This is a genomic window from Mycolicibacterium sarraceniae (assembly GCF_010731875.1).
GTDB lineage: Bacteria > Actinomycetota > Actinomycetes > Mycobacteriales > Mycobacteriaceae > Mycobacterium > Mycobacterium sarraceniae.
Genome location: NZ_AP022595.1, coordinates 2,370,558 through 2,385,875 on the forward strand (window position 1 = coordinate 2,370,558; position 15,318 = coordinate 2,385,875).

At 64.3% G+C, this 15,318-nt stretch carries 19 protein-coding genes and 3 tRNA genes; 15 read left to right on the forward strand and 7 right to left on the reverse strand.

Going from position 1 to position 15,318, the window contains the following annotated elements; translation table 11 throughout:
* Window positions 1–142 precede the first annotated feature (142 nt).
* The gene (locus G6N13_RS11905) at window positions 143–1,399 is read left to right on the forward strand and encodes a L,D-transpeptidase (RefSeq protein WP_163697247.1); all 1,257 of its coding nucleotides are present in this window, start codon (window positions 143–145) and stop codon (window positions 1,397–1,399) included.
* A 177-nt stretch (window positions 1,400–1,576) separates the two neighbouring features.
* Window positions 1,577–2,845, forward strand: a complete 1,269-nt coding sequence (locus G6N13_RS11910; RefSeq protein ID WP_163697249.1) for a L,D-transpeptidase — start codon at window positions 1,577–1,579, stop codon at window positions 2,843–2,845.
* An 8-nt stretch (window positions 2,846–2,853) separates the two neighbouring features.
* On the opposite strand, the gene G6N13_RS11915 is transcribed toward G6N13_RS11910, so the two are convergent.
* The 3 genes from G6N13_RS11915 to G6N13_RS11930 all read right to left on the reverse strand — a co-directional run bounded on the left by G6N13_RS11915 (window position 2,854) and on the right by G6N13_RS11930 (window position 5,163).
* Window positions 2,854–3,450 (reverse strand): hypothetical protein, encoded by a 597-nt coding sequence (locus tag G6N13_RS11915; RefSeq protein WP_163697251.1) that lies wholly within the window; start codon window positions 3,448–3,450, stop codon window positions 2,854–2,856.
* A gap of 598 nt (window positions 3,451–4,048) precedes the next feature.
* The gene (locus tag G6N13_RS11925; RefSeq protein WP_163697253.1) at window positions 4,049–4,789 is read right to left on the reverse strand and encodes a glucose 1-dehydrogenase; all 741 of its coding nucleotides are present in this window, start codon (window positions 4,787–4,789) and stop codon (window positions 4,049–4,051) included.
* Window positions 4,759–5,163 carry a bestrophin-like domain gene (locus G6N13_RS11930; RefSeq protein ID WP_163694285.1) on the reverse strand — a complete coding sequence of 135 codons (405 nt, stop codon included), beginning with the start codon at window positions 5,161–5,163 and terminating at the stop codon, window positions 4,759–4,761. Before G6N13_RS11930 ends, G6N13_RS11925 begins: the two co-directional genes overlap by 31 nt.
* Here G6N13_RS11930 and G6N13_RS11935 point away from each other — a divergent pair.
* Entirely contained in the window at window positions 5,132–5,920 is a 789-nt protein-coding gene (locus G6N13_RS11935; protein ID WP_179965124.1) for an alpha/beta hydrolase, read from the forward strand. The genes G6N13_RS11930 and G6N13_RS11935 overlap by 32 nt on opposite strands.
* Window positions 5,921–5,993: 73 nt before the next feature.
* Window positions 5,994–6,212 (forward strand): deoxyribodipyrimidine photolyase, encoded by a 219-nt coding sequence (locus G6N13_RS11940; protein WP_235678008.1) that lies wholly within the window; start codon window positions 5,994–5,996, stop codon window positions 6,210–6,212.
* Window positions 6,213–6,283: 71 nt separating this feature from the next.
* Here G6N13_RS11940 and G6N13_RS11945 read toward each other — a convergent pair whose 3' ends face one another.
* The 3 genes from G6N13_RS11945 to G6N13_RS11955 all read right to left on the reverse strand — a co-directional run bounded on the left by G6N13_RS11945 (window position 6,284) and on the right by G6N13_RS11955 (window position 8,499).
* On the reverse strand, window positions 6,284–6,874 hold the full coding sequence (locus G6N13_RS11945; protein ID WP_163697259.1) for a TetR/AcrR family transcriptional regulator: 591 nt from the start codon (window positions 6,872–6,874) through the stop codon (window positions 6,284–6,286).
* A 3-nt stretch (window positions 6,875–6,877) separates the two neighbouring features.
* The gene (locus G6N13_RS11950; protein WP_163697261.1) at window positions 6,878–7,576 is read right to left on the reverse strand and encodes a crotonase/enoyl-CoA hydratase family protein; all 699 of its coding nucleotides are present in this window, start codon (window positions 7,574–7,576) and stop codon (window positions 6,878–6,880) included.
* 206 nt (window positions 7,577–7,782) lie between these two features.
* A complete protein-coding gene (locus G6N13_RS11955) occupies window positions 7,783–8,499 on the reverse strand; it encodes an MBL fold metallo-hydrolase (RefSeq protein ID WP_163697263.1) in 717 nt (238 codons plus the stop codon).
* Between the two features lie 139 nt (window positions 8,500–8,638).
* Here G6N13_RS11955 and G6N13_RS11960 point away from each other — a divergent pair.
* The 11 genes from G6N13_RS11960 to G6N13_RS12010 all read left to right on the forward strand — a co-directional run bounded on the left by G6N13_RS11960 (window position 8,639) and on the right by G6N13_RS12010 (window position 13,552).
* A tRNA-Thr gene (locus G6N13_RS11960) sits at window positions 8,639–8,711 on the forward strand.
* Between the two features lie 61 nt (window positions 8,712–8,772).
* A tRNA-Met gene (locus G6N13_RS11965) sits at window positions 8,773–8,846 on the forward strand.
* A gap of 48 nt (window positions 8,847–8,894) precedes the next feature.
* Entirely contained in the window at window positions 8,895–9,062 is a 168-nt protein-coding gene (gene rpmG / locus G6N13_RS11970; RefSeq protein WP_163697265.1) for a 50S ribosomal protein L33, read from the forward strand.
* A 93-nt stretch (window positions 9,063–9,155) separates the two neighbouring features.
* Window positions 9,156–9,584 carry a (3R)-hydroxyacyl-ACP dehydratase subunit HadB gene (gene hadB, locus G6N13_RS11975; RefSeq protein ID WP_163697267.1) on the forward strand — a complete coding sequence of 143 codons (429 nt, stop codon included), beginning with the start codon at window positions 9,156–9,158 and terminating at the stop codon, window positions 9,582–9,584.
* 2 nt (window positions 9,585–9,586) lie between these two features.
* Entirely contained in the window at window positions 9,587–10,099 is a 513-nt protein-coding gene (gene hadC, locus G6N13_RS11980) for a (3R)-hydroxyacyl-ACP dehydratase subunit HadC (protein ID WP_163697270.1), read from the forward strand.
* A 132-nt stretch (window positions 10,100–10,231) separates the two neighbouring features.
* Window positions 10,232–10,304: transfer RNA gene (locus G6N13_RS11985), tRNA-Trp, on the forward strand.
* Window positions 10,305–10,418: 114 nt separating this feature from the next.
* Complete coding sequence (secE, locus tag G6N13_RS11990) at window positions 10,419–10,856, forward strand: preprotein translocase subunit SecE (protein WP_163697271.1); 438 nt, start codon at window positions 10,419–10,421, stop codon at window positions 10,854–10,856.
* A 36-nt stretch (window positions 10,857–10,892) separates the two neighbouring features.
* A complete protein-coding gene (gene nusG, locus G6N13_RS11995) occupies window positions 10,893–11,678 on the forward strand; it encodes a transcription termination/antitermination protein NusG (protein ID WP_163697273.1) in 786 nt (261 codons plus the stop codon).
* Between the two features lie 39 nt (window positions 11,679–11,717).
* Complete coding sequence (gene rplK, locus G6N13_RS12000; RefSeq protein ID WP_163697276.1) at window positions 11,718–12,149, forward strand: 50S ribosomal protein L11; 432 nt, start codon at window positions 11,718–11,720, stop codon at window positions 12,147–12,149.
* A 94-nt stretch (window positions 12,150–12,243) separates the two neighbouring features.
* Window positions 12,244–12,957 carry a 50S ribosomal protein L1 gene (gene rplA / locus G6N13_RS12005; protein ID WP_163697277.1) on the forward strand — a complete coding sequence of 238 codons (714 nt, stop codon included), beginning with the start codon at window positions 12,244–12,246 and terminating at the stop codon, window positions 12,955–12,957.
* 85 nt (window positions 12,958–13,042) lie between these two features.
* A complete protein-coding gene (locus tag G6N13_RS12010) occupies window positions 13,043–13,552 on the forward strand; it encodes an arsenate reductase/protein-tyrosine-phosphatase family protein (protein ID WP_322789319.1) in 510 nt (169 codons plus the stop codon).
* A 15-nt stretch (window positions 13,553–13,567) separates the two neighbouring features.
* Here G6N13_RS12010 and G6N13_RS12015 read toward each other — a convergent pair whose 3' ends face one another.
* Entirely contained in the window at window positions 13,568–15,076 is a 1,509-nt protein-coding gene (locus G6N13_RS12015; RefSeq protein WP_163697281.1) for a sugar transferase, read from the reverse strand.
* Between the last annotated feature and the right edge of the window lie 242 nt (window positions 15,077–15,318).

Here is a 15,318-nt window from a genome sequence, read left to right on the forward strand (position 1 = left end):
TGCTCCAGTCTTGTCCATCTTGTGACGCGGCACGCGCCTTTGCCCGAACGCGGCGCTGCGCCCGTGCGTCTATGCTTGACGTGCCGATTGATCGTCGGTATCCCGGCAACAGTGGCCGACCTCGTAATTCATGGAGTAACCGTTGAGCTTTAGTCCTCGTGCCCGTGGAGCATGCCTCGGCATCGTCCTGGCGGTGCTGGCTGTGCTCGGCGGGGTCGTCATCTCGGAGGCTCCGCGCTGCCCACAGAACTGCCGCACCGAGGCCGCCGCCCGTGACCCGCAACCGGCGCCGTCGAAAGACCCGGCCGCGGTCACGCTGACGCCCGCCGACGGTGCTACCGACGTCGACCCGCTGGGCGGGATCACCGTCGTCGCCACGAGCGGCCTGCTGACCCACGTCGAGATGGTCAACGATGCCGGCAAGCCTGTGCCCGGCGTCGTGACCCCCGACTTCAAGACCTGGAAGCCGACCGTCCCCCTGGGATATGGGCGCAGCTACACGCTGCGCGTCGATGCCCGCGGCCCCGGCGGCGTCCCGTCGACGATGTCATCGACCTTCCAGACCCTGGTGCCCAGCGATCAGACGCAGGTGTCGTTTACCACGCCGGGCTGGCAGCCGATCGACGGCGGCCGGTTCGGGATCGGTGCCGTCGTCGTCGCGCACTTCGGCGAGCCCATTAGCGACCGGGCCACCGCTGAGCGGCATCTGTCGGTCACCACCAATCCGCCGGTGCGGGGATCGTGGTATTGGATGGATGACCAGACCGCGCACTGGCGGCCGGAAAAGTATTACGCCCCAGGTACTTCGGTGACCGTGCGGGCCAATGTCTACGGCGTTCCCTTGGGTGGGGGGCTCTACGGCGAGGAGGATTCGACGGCGACATTCACCGTCGGGGACGCGCATGTGTCCGTCGCCGACGACGTCACCAAGCAGGTCAGCGTCTTCGATAACGGCAAGCTGGTGCGCACCATGCCGACGTCGATGGGCCGGGGTGGTTCGGAGACGATCGGCGACCAGACGCTGACCTTCTGGACGCCCCCAGGCGTCTACACCGTGATGGACAAGGCCAATCCGGTGATCATGGATTCGTCCACCTATGGCCTGCCGATCAACTCGCGGCTCGGTTATCGCGAGACCATCCCGTACGCCACCCGCATCAGCCCCGATGGCATCTACCTGCATCAGCTGAACGCGACGGTGTGGGCGCAGGGCAACACTGACACCTCACATGGTTGCCTGAATCTCAGCAGCGATAACGCGGCGTGGTTCTACGACTTCTCGGCACCCGGGGACGTCGTCGAGGTCCAGAACACCGGCGGCCCACCACTGAAGCTGACTGAGAACGGCGACTGGACATTGCCGTGGGCCGAGTGGCTCAAAGGCAGTGCGCTGCACTGAGATTTCGTCGCGAATGTCGTCGGGAAAGTTGATTTCCGCTAATGATCGGGTATTTGCTGCAGGTGTCGGCCGCGTCGGCTTTTCTCGACTGACACGACGGCGGGGTGGCCGTCTACGATCTCAGGCGTCAATGGTGACATCGGCAGCTCATCGTCGACCAATTGTGGAGTGATTTAGGTGGTCTTTTCCCGTCGTGCGCGCACGGCCTGCCTGGTGGTGGGGGTGTTGCTCCTTGGTGTACTGGGCAGTGACGTCGCCGGCCTGCCGGGCTGCCGCGACGGGTGTAAAACCGCCACCGCCGCCGCGCAGGTGCAGTTGCCCCCGGCTCCGCCGCGGCCGCCACTGCTGGGTATCACCCCGGCCAACGGCTCGGCCGATCTGACCCCGTTGAGTCGGGTGTCGGCTCAGGTGGTCGGTGGCAGCTTGACGAACGTCTCGTTGGTCGACGACTACGGCAACACGTTGGCTGGGGCACTGTCGCCGGACGGGACATCGTGGCAGCCGGCCGCTCCGCTCAAATACGGCCGCACCTACACCATGCGGGTAGCCAGCCTGGGCACCAGCGGGGTGCCGCTGGCGCGGGCCGCGACATTCACCACCGCTTCGCCCGATAATCTCACCCAGGTCTACCTCGAGACGCCCGGCGGTCTGCCGATCCACGAGGAGATGCGCTATGGCATCGGCACGATCATTGCGGCGCGCTTCGATGAGCGGATCACGGACAAGGCGGCCGCCGAACGCAACCTGGTAGTCACCACCAACCCGCCGGTGCAGGGCTCGTGGTACTGGGTGGATGACAAGACGGCGCACTGGCGGCCGGCGAAGTACTACGCACCGGGTACGACGGTTTCGGTGTCCGCCAACATCTTTGGGCAGCGGCTAGGTGACGGGCTCTACGGCGACGAAAATGCCAAAGCCAGTTTCACCATCGGCGATGCGCACGTCTCCATCGCCGATGACACCACCAAGACGGTCAGCGTGTTCGCCAATGGCAAGCTCGTTCGGGCCATGCCCACGTCAATGGGCAAGGGCGGCTACGAAACCATTGCCGGACGGGACCTTTCGTTCTGGACCCCGCCGGGCGTCTACACCGTGATCGACAAGGCCGAATCGGTGACGATGGATTCGTCGACCTACGGGCTGCCGGTGGACTCCTCGATGGGCTACAAGCTGAAGATTCCGTATGCCACCCGGATCAGCACCGACGGTATCTATCTGCATCAGCTCAATGACACGCGGTGGGCTCAGGGCAACACCAACGTCTCGCACGGCTGCCTGAACCTCAACAGCGACAACGCCGCGTGGTTCTACAACTTCTCCCAGCCCGGTGACGTCGTGGAGGTCAAGAACACCGGCGGTCCCGGACTGAAGATCTGGCAGAACGGCGACTGGACCCTGCCGTGGGGCGAATGGCTGAAGGGCAGCGCACTCACCCCCAAGCCGTAAGGCCGACGTCAGGGCAGGCCCTTCTTGCCGACACCACGGCCTGAGCCGCCGGTGTGGCTCCTCTTATTGTCGCCTGCCTGCGTCGAGGCCGCCTTGGCGGTTGGATGTGTCGTCGGCATCCGGTCTACATTGGCGCCAGCGCTGGCAGTCCTTCGCGACCCGGCCGGGCCGCCCGTGGCCCGGTGTTCGGCGGCAACAGAATTCGAGTGCGGGACCAGCGCGTCGAGTGCCGCCTGCACCGCATTGAGCGGGCCGAGCGCGAAGAGTCCGAAGCCCAATTCGAGAACCGTGACGGCATTCAGGGATGCCCCGCAACCGCCCAGACAGGACAGCGCAACGCCTAAGGCGACGCCCAGTCCCAAGCTCACCGGCAGGGTGATCGGGAAAGCCGCATACCAAAGTGATGCCAATGCGATCGTGGCGACAGCCTTGACCAGGTTCCGCGGCGTCGGGCCCAAGGCGTTGGCTTGTGGCGTCGAAGCCGCGGTCTGGCTCGGCGCGGTGAGCTCCCGGGCTCCAGCCTGCAGCTGTATTGCCGATACGTGCACGGATCGCGCGATGTGCGCCTCAGCCGTGTTCGGCGCGATGACGAGACTGATGGTCACGACCGCAGCGGCGACCGCCGCAACTAGACGGGATGTGCGAGCAGACCTTCGAATCGATGCATACACGAGTCCTCCCGGGGAAAGGTCGCCTGGGAATCGGCGTAAGTGACGCGGGCGTCAAGAACCGTTATAACGAACGTCATATGACCTGGCTCACAATAGACGTAGCGTGGACGGTATCTCCGCAAGGGAGGGAGATGCGATGAAGGGTGCCTATCGCGATCGGGTGGATCACTCCCGAACAACACAACCGCATGCCGGTGAATCGTTGATCGACACACTGTGACTTCGGCGACCGGCCGCTTGAAGAACTCCATCGACCCTCGCCGGGCACACGCACACCAATCCCGACGATTCGCACGGGGGTAAAACCCACATCGAGCGGCGTTGGGGCACCCGGTTTCTCAATGTCGCGTCGCTGAGCCGTCACCACATGCCGCGCACGCACATTACCCATCAGCCGGCTACTGACGTTCACTCCCGGCAATGCCGAGGTGCGAGCACAGTGTTATCCGCACACCAGCCAGCATGCACCGAAGGGATGGTATCCGAAGGCGGAAAGACCTATTCAGCTCGATCGCCCGTTCGAGTGGTGAAACTAAGGCAGGCGGTGCGGCACGTCGCTGATCAGGCCGCCGTCCATGACGAATTCCGACCCGGTGGCATACGACGACTCGTCACTGGCCAGGAACAGCACGAACGTCGACACCTCATCGGGCTCACCGAGGCGCCCCATCGGCGCGGCTACCAGATCGGCGGGCATATGGGCGGTCATCGGGGTGCGGATCATCCCCGGGTGCAGTGAGTTCACCCGAATATTGCTGTCGGCCAATTCAAGTGCGGCGGATTTGGTGAGCCCGCGGATCGCCCATTTGGACGCGACGTAACCGTGGTTTCCGGGGGTGCCGCGCATCGCCTGGATGGACGACATGTTGATGATCGAACCGCCGCCCGCCGCGGCCATCGGCTCGATCACCGATCTGATGCCGAGCATGGTGCCGGTGAGGTTGACGTCGATAACCCGTTGCCACCGTTCGCGTTCGAGGTTCTTCAGGGTGCGCCGGTAGACGATGCCGGCGTTGTTCACCAGGACGTTAAGGGTGCCGAACTCGCGCAGGGTCAGCGACACCGCCGCTGCCCAGTCGTCGGGATCGGCGACGTCGAGGTGAACGTAGCGGGCTGCGTCGCCGAGCTCGGCGGCCACCGATGCGCCCTCGTCGTCGAGAACGTCGCCGAGGACCACCCGGGCGCCTTCACCCACCAGTAGGCGGGCGTGAGCTGCCCCCATCCCGCGAGCGGCCCCGGTGATCAAGGCGACCTTGCCATCGACGCGTCCCATGGGCGGGCACGGTACCGGGCCATCCGGTCGGTAGGGGATTGCTTGGCCGCTAGCTGAGACCAGGTGTCCAGCACGTGCTGGTCCGCTTCCGGTGACACCGCGATAGATCCGACAAACGGACGCTCCATGGCGAAGGTCAGGTATGGGACGAAGAGCAGCATCACCATCCCACCGTCGAGCAATAACACCCACAGCTCGCCGGGTATCTCCGACTGACTGCCGCAGATGCGGGTCTTGCGCGCGCTGCCAACCTCATCCACGCGAGTGAGCGACTCCTGATAGAAGGCGGATTCGCGCTCGTTCGTCGGCTGAACGGCGCGGCCGCGGATAATGTGTGCGGCTGTGTTGGACGTAATCGACAAGGGTTCGGCCACGGCCACCCACGCCACACCGCTGCTGTTCGTGCACGGCGCGTTTCACGGGGCGTGGTGCTGGGACGACCACTTTCTGGACTACTTCGCCGACCGCGGCTATCACGCTGTTGCGCTGAACCTGCGCGGTCATGGCGGCAGCCCGCTGCCCTCGCCGATCAACGAACTCAGCGTGTTCGACTATGTCGGCGACGTCAGTGCCGTCGCCGATCGACTGCCGGTGGCGCCGGTGGCCATCGGACATTCCATGGGTGGCTTTGTGGTGCAGAAGTATTTGGCTGTGCACCCTGCGCCGGCCGCCGTCCTGGTCGCCTCGGCACCCCCGACCGGTATCGCCCCCGCGACGCTGCGGGTGGCCCGCCGGCACTGGCGGCAGTCGATGCGCACCCGGTCATTCAGCAGGCCGCTGGATTTCTTTGCCGCACCAGGTGTTTCACGATCCACCTTCTATCATTCGGCCACCCCTGACGAGATCGTCGAAGCCTGCACATCGCGGCTGGGCCCGGAGAGCGCCCGGGTGTTGTATCGGGACCTTCTTTTTCGTCACCTCGCCCAGCCCAAATCGGTCACCGCGCCGGTGCTGGTACTCGGAGCCGAGCTGGATGGGTTCTTCACGCCTCGTGAAGTGGCCGCCACGGCAAAGGCCTACCGCACCGAGCCGGTGATGTTTCCGGGCATGGGCCACAACATGATGCTCGAGCGCGGCTGGGAATCGGTCGCCGACCACATTGACAGGTGGTTGACAGCGAAGCTGCGCTGACGGTGAGGTTAGTTTCTGCGCGGAACGGGAAACCAGACGCACCCCGATCAAGGAGGCAGGAATGTTGCACACTGTGGTGCTCGCGGCCAGCGACAACATCGAGGCCGCAGGGTTCATCCTGCGTGGCATCAAAGGCATTTTCGTGGCGATCGGCAGCATCATCGCGGCCGTGATCTGTGCCGTGATCGCCGGCGCGAAGGGGCGAAACCCCTTCGGCTGGGGCATTCTCGGTCTGTTCTTCTCGATTATCACGCTCATCGTCATCAGCGTGATCCCGAGCAAGAAGTCTTAGGCGCGCCGAGCGTGCGGGGTATCGTCGAAGACCGTCCCCGGATTCACCGATATCCCGCACAGTCGACGACCTTAGGCGCGAAAGCCTGCGAGCACCGCCTGCACCCCGACGTCCCAGCGGCGGTTGACTGATTCCGCGGATGTGCCCAGCCACCGCCCGGCTTCCTGGACCGCCAAACCCTGTGCCAGAGCGAGCAATACGTGGGCGATGTCCACCGGATCGCCCGCCAGCGATCCGGCGTCCACGCATCGTTGCACCTTGCCGACGAGGATCTCGCGGACCGTCGGCGCCACCGACCGGTGCTCGGGGACGGGGTCGAGATCCTGGAACGGCCGGCTGAACATCACCCTCGCCAACGGCTGATAGTCGAGGCAGAACCGGCGGAACACCGGGATCACCGCACGTAGATCGGCCAGCATGTCGGAGGTTTCTCCGGTGGCGGTGAGTGCGGCGCCGAGCCGGCGGAATCCCTCGACGAATACCGCGCGCAGCAGGCCGTCCTTATCGGAGAACAGCTCGTAGACCGCGGGCACCGAGGTGCCGGCCCGTTCGGCCACCCGCCGGGTGGTGAAGCCCGACATACCGTCTTCACACAGCGTGCTGACTGCGACGTCGACCACCCGGTCGCGCATCTCAGGGGTGCGCTGCTTGACCCTGGGCACGGACTAGGACAGCCCGAACTCGGAAGCGATGTTGTCGATTCCCTTGCGCATGGCATCGAGGGTGGCCTGACGGGCGCGCAGCTTGCTGGCCAGGTGCGCACTGGCGTTGAGTGTGGTGAATTCGCGGGCGGCTTCTTCGGCACGCGTGAGGACCAGGTCGTTCAGGACGATCTCGTCGACCCAACCGCCGGCCAGGGCGGTGTCGCCGAGGAAGCTCTTAGCCAGGCCGACCGCCTGTTGGTAGGCCGACGGCGTGAGGCGAAGGCGCATGACCTCCAGCGCGGGGTAGGGGAGCACCATGCCGATCGCGACTTCGTTAGCCTGAAAGTTGTAGGTGGGACCGGTAATTCGATGATCGGTGCTGCAGGCCAGGAACGACCCCATGGCGATCGCGTGGCCGGTGATGGCGGCGACAACGGGCTTGGGGAACGACAGCAGCCGGTGCGACAGGTTGAACCCGCCCTGCAACATGTCGATGGAGGCCTGAATGTCGCCGGAGCGGAACACCTTCAGATCGAAGCCACCGCTGAACACCCGTTCGTTGCCCGCGAGCACCACCGCGCCGGCGTCGTCGTCGAGAGCGCGATCCAGGTTCTCGTTGATTTCGGCGAGCATGGCCGGGCTGAGCACGTTGACCTTGCCGTCGTCCAAACTGATCACGGTGATCGCGTCGTCCTTGCGATAGCTGACCGATCCACTCATGGATGCTCCTTCGTCGCAGCGTCTAATTTCGTACCGACGTTACGTAACGAAGTTCCGATTGCCAAGGGGCAATCGTGACCAGCTGGTTGCCTCACCGCACAGATCCGCGCGATCACTCGCGTTTTCCGCCCAACACTCACATCACAGCAACTGATCGCTTCAGTATTGACGATATCGAAAAGTATTGTGGCTCAAGCGAACCGGCGTCAGGCGCCCATCAGTGAACGCCATTGGCCCAGGGTGGACACCGTGTAGACGTAGTTGGAGCGCTTGACCTCCGACAGGGTGGCGCTGGGCTCGATGGAGTACCAGTGCCCGGGAAACACCGTCGGATCGTCGGAGAGCGCGGCCAGCTGCTGCAGACTGCGGAACATCTCGTCGACGTCGCCGCCGGGGAAGTCGGTGCGACCACAGCCGTCCAGGAACAGGGTGTCCCCGGCTACCAGGCGGCCGTCGAGCAGGAAGCACTGGCTGCCGGGCGTGTGTCCGGGGGTGTGCAGCAACTCGATGTCGATCGCGCCGACGCCGACCTTGTCGCCGTGCTCGTGAGCGGTCAGGCTGCTCATCGGGATGCCGGTCACCCGCGACACGTACACCGCTTCATGGGTGTTGACGTGGACGGGCACCTCGACCCGCTCGAGCAGCTCGGCAAGGCCGGCCAGCGTGTAGCCCATCATCGAGCCGCCGACGTGGTCGGGGTGGTGGTGGGTGACCAGCACGCCGGAGAGGTGCATGCCATCGGCCTCGAGAGTGTCGAGTAGGTCGCCGGCGGCATAGGCCGGGTCGACGACGACGGCGTCGCCGGTCTCGCGGTCGCCGATCAAATAGGCGAAATTGCGCATCTGTTGCGCCATCATGTCGCCGGCGGCGAAATCCCGGCCGGAGAGCAGCTGTCGGAAATACAGACGGTCCGTCGGAGCCATGGCCTAACAGTAAGACCAGTGGCGCTTGCCGCAGCCTACGGGTCAATTCGTCGCCTCGACGTGCGGTTTGGCTGAGTCGAGCCGCAGGCTGTACCCTCTTTAAGGCCCACGCCGCGCGTTACGTTGCGTCGAGGGTCAGGCCCCCTTAGCTCAGTCGGTAGAGCGTTTCCATGGTAAGGAAAAGGTCAACGGTTCGATTCCGTTAGGGGGCTCGGTGGACACTCGGATCTCTCGGTTGGCCTCTGGGCACGGAGTTTCGCAAGTGCCTGTCGGGGCGGTGTAGCTCAGCTGGTTAGAGCGCACGACTCATAATCGTGAGGTCGGGAGATCGAGCCTCCCCACCGCTACAAGTACGACTGAGATGCAAAACGAGAACGTGAAAGAAGGCAACGGACGTGGCCTCCAGTACTGACGTACGGCCCAAGATCACTTTGGCCTGCGAGGTGTGCAAGCACCGCAACTACATCACCAAGAAGAACCGTCGTAACGACCCTGACCGCCTCGAGCTGAAGAAGTTCTGCCCGAACTGCGGTGAGCACCAGCCGCACAAAGAGTCGCGCTGATTTACCGGCCGTCTGTCGACGGCCGGTAGCGCAGGAGGCTTACACGACACTTGCTCAGTGTCGTGAGTGAGACGGGAGAGAGTGGCGTCAACGATGGCATTGCGTGAGTTCAGCTCGATCAAGGTGGGCGAAGAGCTGCCCGAACAGGTCATTCATCTCACCCGGGCTGACCTGGTCAACTACGCCGGCGTGTCCGGCGACCTCAACCCGATCCACTGGGACGACGAGATCGCCAAGCAGGTCGGTCTGGATACCGCGATCGCCCACGGCATGCTGACGATGGGCCTCGGCGGCGGTTTCGTGACCACGTGGGTCGGCGATCCGGGCGCGGTGACCGAATTCAACGTGCGCTTCACCGCCATCGTGCCGGTGCCCAACGACGGCGTCGGCGCCGAAATCGTGTTCAGCGGCAAAGTGAAGTCGGCCGACGCCGAGACCAAGACCGTGACGATCGCACTGGTGGCGACGACCGGCGGGAAGAAGATCTTCGGGCGCGCCGTGGCGATAGCGAAGCTGGCGTAACGATGGCGCTCAAGACCGATATCCGCGGGATGATTTGGGAGTACCCGGACACTTTCTCAGTGGGCCGCGAGCAGATTCGTCAGTATGCGAACTCGGTGAAGTCCGCGGTTCCCGCCTCCACCGACGAGAAAGCCGCCGCCGAGTTGGGCCACTCCGGCCTGGTGGCGCCGCTGACGTTCGCGTCGATCCTCGCTGTGATGATCCAGCGGCACTTCTTCCAGCATGTGGACATCGGGCTGAAAACCCTGCAGATCGTGCAGGTGGATCAGAAGTTCAAGTACTACCGGCCGATCGTTGAGGGCGACGAGGTGCGCGGCACCATGTACATCGAGAGCGTCGACGAGCGTTTCGGCGCCGATATCGTCACTACCCGCAACGTCCTGATCGATCAGCACGGCGAGATCGTCATGGAATCGTTCACCACGCTGATGGCGCATGAGGGCGAGAATTCGATCTCGGCGGGCTGGGATCCCGAGACCGGACAGGTGCTGCGCAAGCCGGTCAGTCAGGACTGACGACGGATTAACACCTGCCCGATGCACCGTTGTACACTCGGACCTCGGGGTTTTCCCAGATAAGCGCGCTGTCCGTCGGTTCGGGTTGACCGGACGGGGAGCGCGCGAGCTATGTGGGGCACTCCGTTGCAGAGGGGCGTAGCTCAACTGGCAGAGCAGCGGTCTCCAAAACCGCAGGTTGCAGGTTCAAGTCCTGTCGCCCCTGCAATAACTGAATAAGACTGGTTTGGAACATGGTGGACACTGGAGGGTGCACACCGGGCTGAGGTAACCGGCACTGGGGTACTTGGCCTAGACACTCGACACAAAGGAGCATGCGGTGAGCGACGAGCGCGACAGTGCTGACGCCGCAGGCGAGGGCGGACTGGATGGCAACGAGGACACCGGCGGTGAGACCGTCGTCGTGACCCGGCCCGCGCGTCCCACTGGCAAGCGGTCTCGGCGTGCAGGCACCACTGCGTTGGCTGAGCCGGAGGAAGCCGAATCGACTGCCGAGGAACTCGGCGTCGAGAAGGACAAGTCCGCCACCAAGGCCAAGAAAAAGAAGGCGAAGTCGGGGCCGTCGCGCAACCCGTTCCTGTTCGTGTGGAACTACCTCAAGCAGGTCGTCGCCGAACTGCGCAAGGTGATCTGGCCGAACCGCAAGCAGATGGTCAGCTACACCACTGTCGTCCTGCTGTTCCTGGCGTTCATGGTGGCCCTGATCGGTGGGGTCGACCTGGGCCTGGCCAAGCTGGTGCTGTGGGTGTTCGGCTAGCTCACCGCTGATGTTTTTTAGAGAGGACTGACTACCGTGACAACCCCCGAAGGCGATACGCCCACGGGTGAGGCGATCGATGTCATCGACGACACCGCGACAGCGGTGGACGCGGACATCGAGGAGGCCACACCTGAGCTCGAGGCGGCGCCTGATGCTGACGCGACGCATGCCGCCGACGAGGCCGCCGAGGAGGAGCTCGATCCGGCCGAGGCGCTTAAGGCTGAGCTGCGCAGCAAGCCGGGCGACTGGTACGTCATCCACTCCTACGCCGGCTACGAGAACAAGGTGAAGGCCAACCTCGAGACCCGCGTTCAGAACCTCGACGTCGGCGACTACATCTTCCAGGTGGAAGTGCCGACCGAAGAGGTCACCGAGATCAAGAACGGCCAGCGCAAGCAGGTCAATCGCAAGGTGCTGCCGGGCTACATCCTGGTCCGGATGGACCTGACCGACGACTCGTGGGCCGCGGTGCGCAACACCCCCGGCGTGACGGGGTTCGTCGGCGCGACGTCGCGGCCGACGTCGCTGTCGCTGAATGACGTGGTGAAGTTCCTGCTGCCGCAGGGCGCGGCGAAGAAGCCCGGCAAGGCGGCGTCGACCGCATCTGCTTCCTCGTCTGAGGCCACGTTGGAACGCCCGGAGATCCTGGTGGACTTCGAGGTGGGCGAGTCGGTCACCGTCATGGACGGCCCGTTCGCGACGCTGCCGGCCTCGATCAGCGAGGTCAACGCCGAGCAGCAGAAGCTCAAGGTGCTGGTGTCCATCTTCGGCCGCGAAACACCCGTCGAACTGACCTTCACCCAGGTCGCCAAGATCTAGTAATCGGGCTTCGGCCCCCGGAAAGGAAATCGAACACCCATGGCCCCGAAGAAGAAAAAGGTCGTCGGGCTGATCAAGCTGCAGATCCAGGCCGGGCAGGCCAACCCCGCCCCGCCGGTCGGCCCTGCGCTCGGCCAGCACGGCGTCAACATCATGGAGTTCTGCAAGGCGTACAACGCCGCGACCGAGAACCAGCGCGGTAACGTCATCCCCGTCGAGATCAGCGTCTACGAGGATCGCAGCTTCACCTTCGCGCTGAAGACCCCGCCCGCTGCCCGCCTGCTGCTCAAAGCCGCCGGTATCCAGAAGGGTTCGGCCGAGCCGCACAAGACCAAGGTGGCGAAGATCAGCTGGGATCAGGTGCGCGAGATCGCCGAGACCAAGAAGGAAGATCTCAACGCCAACGACATCGATCAGGCTGCCAAGATCATCGCCGGCACCGCCCGGTCGATGGGTATCACTGTCGAGTAGCTTGCGGATCGACCCGGCAGAAGCCGAGTGATTCGACCCAGTGGGAGAGCCCGCTTCGGCTCGCAACCACAACCTCTGAACCTAGGAGACACCAATGAGCAAGACCAGCAAGGCATATCGCGAAGCCGCCGAAAAGGTGGACCGCACCAAGCTCTACAGCCCGCTCGAGGCGGCCAAGCTCGCCAAGGAGACCTCGTCGAAGAACCAGGACGCGACCGTCGAGGTGGCGATCCGGCTCGGCGTCGACCCGCGTAAGGCCGACCAGATGGTCCGCGGCACGGTCAACCTGCCCAACGGCACGGGTAAGACCGCGCGCGTCGCGGTGTTCGCCGTCGGCGAGAAGGCCGAGGCCGCGCTGGCCGCCGGCGCCGATGTCGTGGGCAGTGACGACCTGATCGAGAAGATCCAGGGCGGCTTCCTGGACTTCGACGCCGCGATCGCCACGCCCGACCAGATGGCCAAGGTGGGCAAGATCGCCCGCGTGCTGGGCCCGCGCGGTCTGATGCCGAACCCCAAGACCGGCACCGTCACTCCCGATGTGGCCAAGGCCGTCAACGACATCAAGGGCGGCAAGATCAACTTCCGCGTCGACAAGCAGGCCAACCTGCACTTCGTGATCGGCAAGGCGTCCTTCGACGAGAAGAAGCTGGTGGAGAACTACGGTGCCGCGCTCGACGAGGTGCTGCGCGCCAAGCCGTCGTCCTCCAAGGGTCGCTACCTCAAGAAGATCACCGTGTCGACGACTACCGGCCCGGGCATCCCGGTCGACCCGGCCGTCGTCCGGAACTTCACCGAGGATCAGCTGTAATTCTTTAGCGCGAATGGCCACCTACCGCGGTAGGTGGCCATTCGTCTTTCAGAGTGGAGTAGGGGGTGCTGTGCACGTTTTGTTCGTGTGCACCGGGAACATCTGCCGATCGCCGATCGCCGAGCGGCTCGCGGTGCTGTTCGCCGAGCGGCTACAGGTTCCGGAATTCACGGCGTCGAGTGCGGGGACACGGGCGCTGGTCGGTTACCCGATTCATCCGGACTCGGTGCGGGTGATCGAAAGCCTCGGCGGGGACGCGTCGGACTTCAGCGCCCGACGGTTGAGCGCGAAGATCGCCTCTGGTGCCGACCTGATTCTGACGATGACGCGCGAGCACTGCGACGTCGTGCTCGAGAAGGTGCCGCGGCAGCTCAGCAGGACTTACACCCTCGCCCAGGCGGCGAGGCTCGCCGCCGAGTTCGCGCCCGCGAACATCACCGATCTGGCTGCGCTCCGCCCGCGGGTGGCGACTGACAAACGGTGGGATATTAGCGACCCGATTGGCCAGAGCCCCGAGTTCTTCACCGACGTCGGCGGGCGGATCGCCGATTTGCTGCCCCCGATAGTGGAGCTGTGCCGGCGGTCGGTGAGCTGAGAGCGCGAAGCTTGCTCAGTACGCGCCGGCGTGGCTCAAGATGACCTTGACCGTTTTCACCGCGATCAGTAGGTCAGAGACCATCGACCAGTTTTCGACGTAGAACAGATCGAGCCGCACGGAGTCGCTCCAGGACAGGTCGGAGCGTCCGCTGACTTGCCACAGACCGGTGATGCCCGGGCGGACCAGCAGGCGGCGTCGGGTGGAGTCGTCGTAGGTTTCGACTTCACTGGCCAGCGGTGGCCGCGGGCCGACGACGCTCATGTCGCGCTTAAGGACATTGATGAACTGCGGCAACTCGTCAAGGCTGTATTTGCGCAGTACGCGACCAACCGGTGTGACTCGCGGGTCGTCGCGCATCTTGAACAGCACTCCGCCGGGGCTTTCGTTGAGCGAGACAAGTCCGCCGAGCATCGTGTCGGCGCGATCGACCATCGTGCGGAACTTGATTATCTGGAAGGGCCGCCCTTCCACTCCGATCCGCTCTTGCCGGTAGAAGACGGGCCCGGGGCTGGTCAGCTTGATGGCGAGACCGATGAGAGCGAGGATGGGTAGCCCGCAGAGCAGGACCAGGCTGGAGAACACCACGTCGAAGAGCCGCTTCTCAAACTGTTTGGCACCTTGGTAAGTGGGCTTTTCCACGTGGATGAGGGGGAGACCGGCGATCGGCCGCATCTGCAGACGCGGGCCGGCGACATCGACCACGCCGGGCGCGACGAACATGTCGATATTGAGGCCTTCGAGTTCCCACGACAGTTCACGCAAAGCGCGGCCATCGAGCTGCTCGGACGCGGCGACGGCGACGGCGAAGCTGTTGGTCTCGGTGGCGGCCGCGACGATATTCGACTCGTCGCCGAAGTTGGGGATGATCCCTACGCCCGCGATGTCGAGGGGCCTCCGGCTCGCTCGGCCGGAGACGCATGCTCCCACGACCGCGAATTCGGATCCGTTACCGGCGAAGGAACTGGCCAGATCACGAACGGCCGATGGGTTTCCGACGACCAGAATGCGGGTGACGCAATGGCCGTATCTTTTTCGCGCTTCGACGACAACGCGACGTGCGATCCAGCGAAAGAGGATCAACAGGAGGATGCCGCTCGGGAGTGCGATCAGCAGATAACCGCGGGCGATCTCGAGTTTAAAGGCCATCGAGATGATCGCGATGCTGCCGAACGTCGCGGCCGTGCTGACGCACACGCGTCGGTATTCCTCGACCCCGGAGCCGATGACGCGCGGTGCCCGCGAGCGGTTGATCGACAGCACCAGCATCCAGCCGACGATGATGAGGGTGGACACCACCAGATAGTTGGAGAAGTACACCACCCAGTCGCTGGACCCCCCACGGGGACGGGCAATCGCGAGCGGTCCGCCGAAGCGCAGCCATTGTGCGAGGGCCACAGCTAAGACGACAGCTAGCAAATCGACCGCCACGAGCCGGCGGGCATACGTCTCCTGCCACCCAGGTGGCCGTGCGTCGACTTGCACACCACGTATCGACGGCTCGAACGGGTCGCCGTCGCTCACAGCCCTCACATGTCCCCCACGACCCGCTTCCGTCCCTCGCGGAAACTAACGTAAGGATAGTCCCAGCGGCGTGTGGATACACAATGAACAGCAAACCTCGATTGAGGAAGCTGGGGTGTTTCTCGTCGCAAGGGAAGCTCGTGGTTCGTGTTGCCGCCGATTCAGCAAGTCGGCGATGACCACGGACTCATAGCCATGAGCGGGAAGAACTGTCGCGTAGCCTGTATTCAGCGAAACAACGC

Bases quoted from the DNA above. Each gene is read 5' to 3' on its own strand.
- G6N13_RS11950 (WP_163697261.1), bottom strand. From the start codon at position 7,576: ATGAGTGGATCGGTCAGCTATCGCAAGGACGACGCGATCACCGTGATC.
- hadC (WP_163697270.1), top strand. From the start codon at position 9,587: ATGGCGCTCAAGACCGATATCCGCGGGATGATTTGGGAGTACCCGGAC.
- G6N13_RS11925 (WP_163697253.1), bottom strand. From the start codon at position 4,789: ATGGGACGCGTCGATGGCAAGGTCGCCTTGATCACCGGGGCCGCTCGC.
- hadB (WP_163697267.1), top strand. From the start codon at position 9,156: ATGGCATTGCGTGAGTTCAGCTCGATCAAGGTGGGCGAAGAGCTGCCC.
- rplK (WP_163697276.1), top strand. From the start codon at position 11,718: ATGGCCCCGAAGAAGAAAAAGGTCGTCGGGCTGATCAAGCTGCAGATC.
- G6N13_RS11955 (WP_163697263.1), bottom strand. From the start codon at position 8,499: ATGGCTCCGACGGACCGTCTGTATTTCCGACAGCTGCTCTCCGGCCGG.
- rplA (WP_163697277.1), top strand. From the start codon at position 12,244: ATGAGCAAGACCAGCAAGGCATATCGCGAAGCCGCCGAAAAGGTGGAC.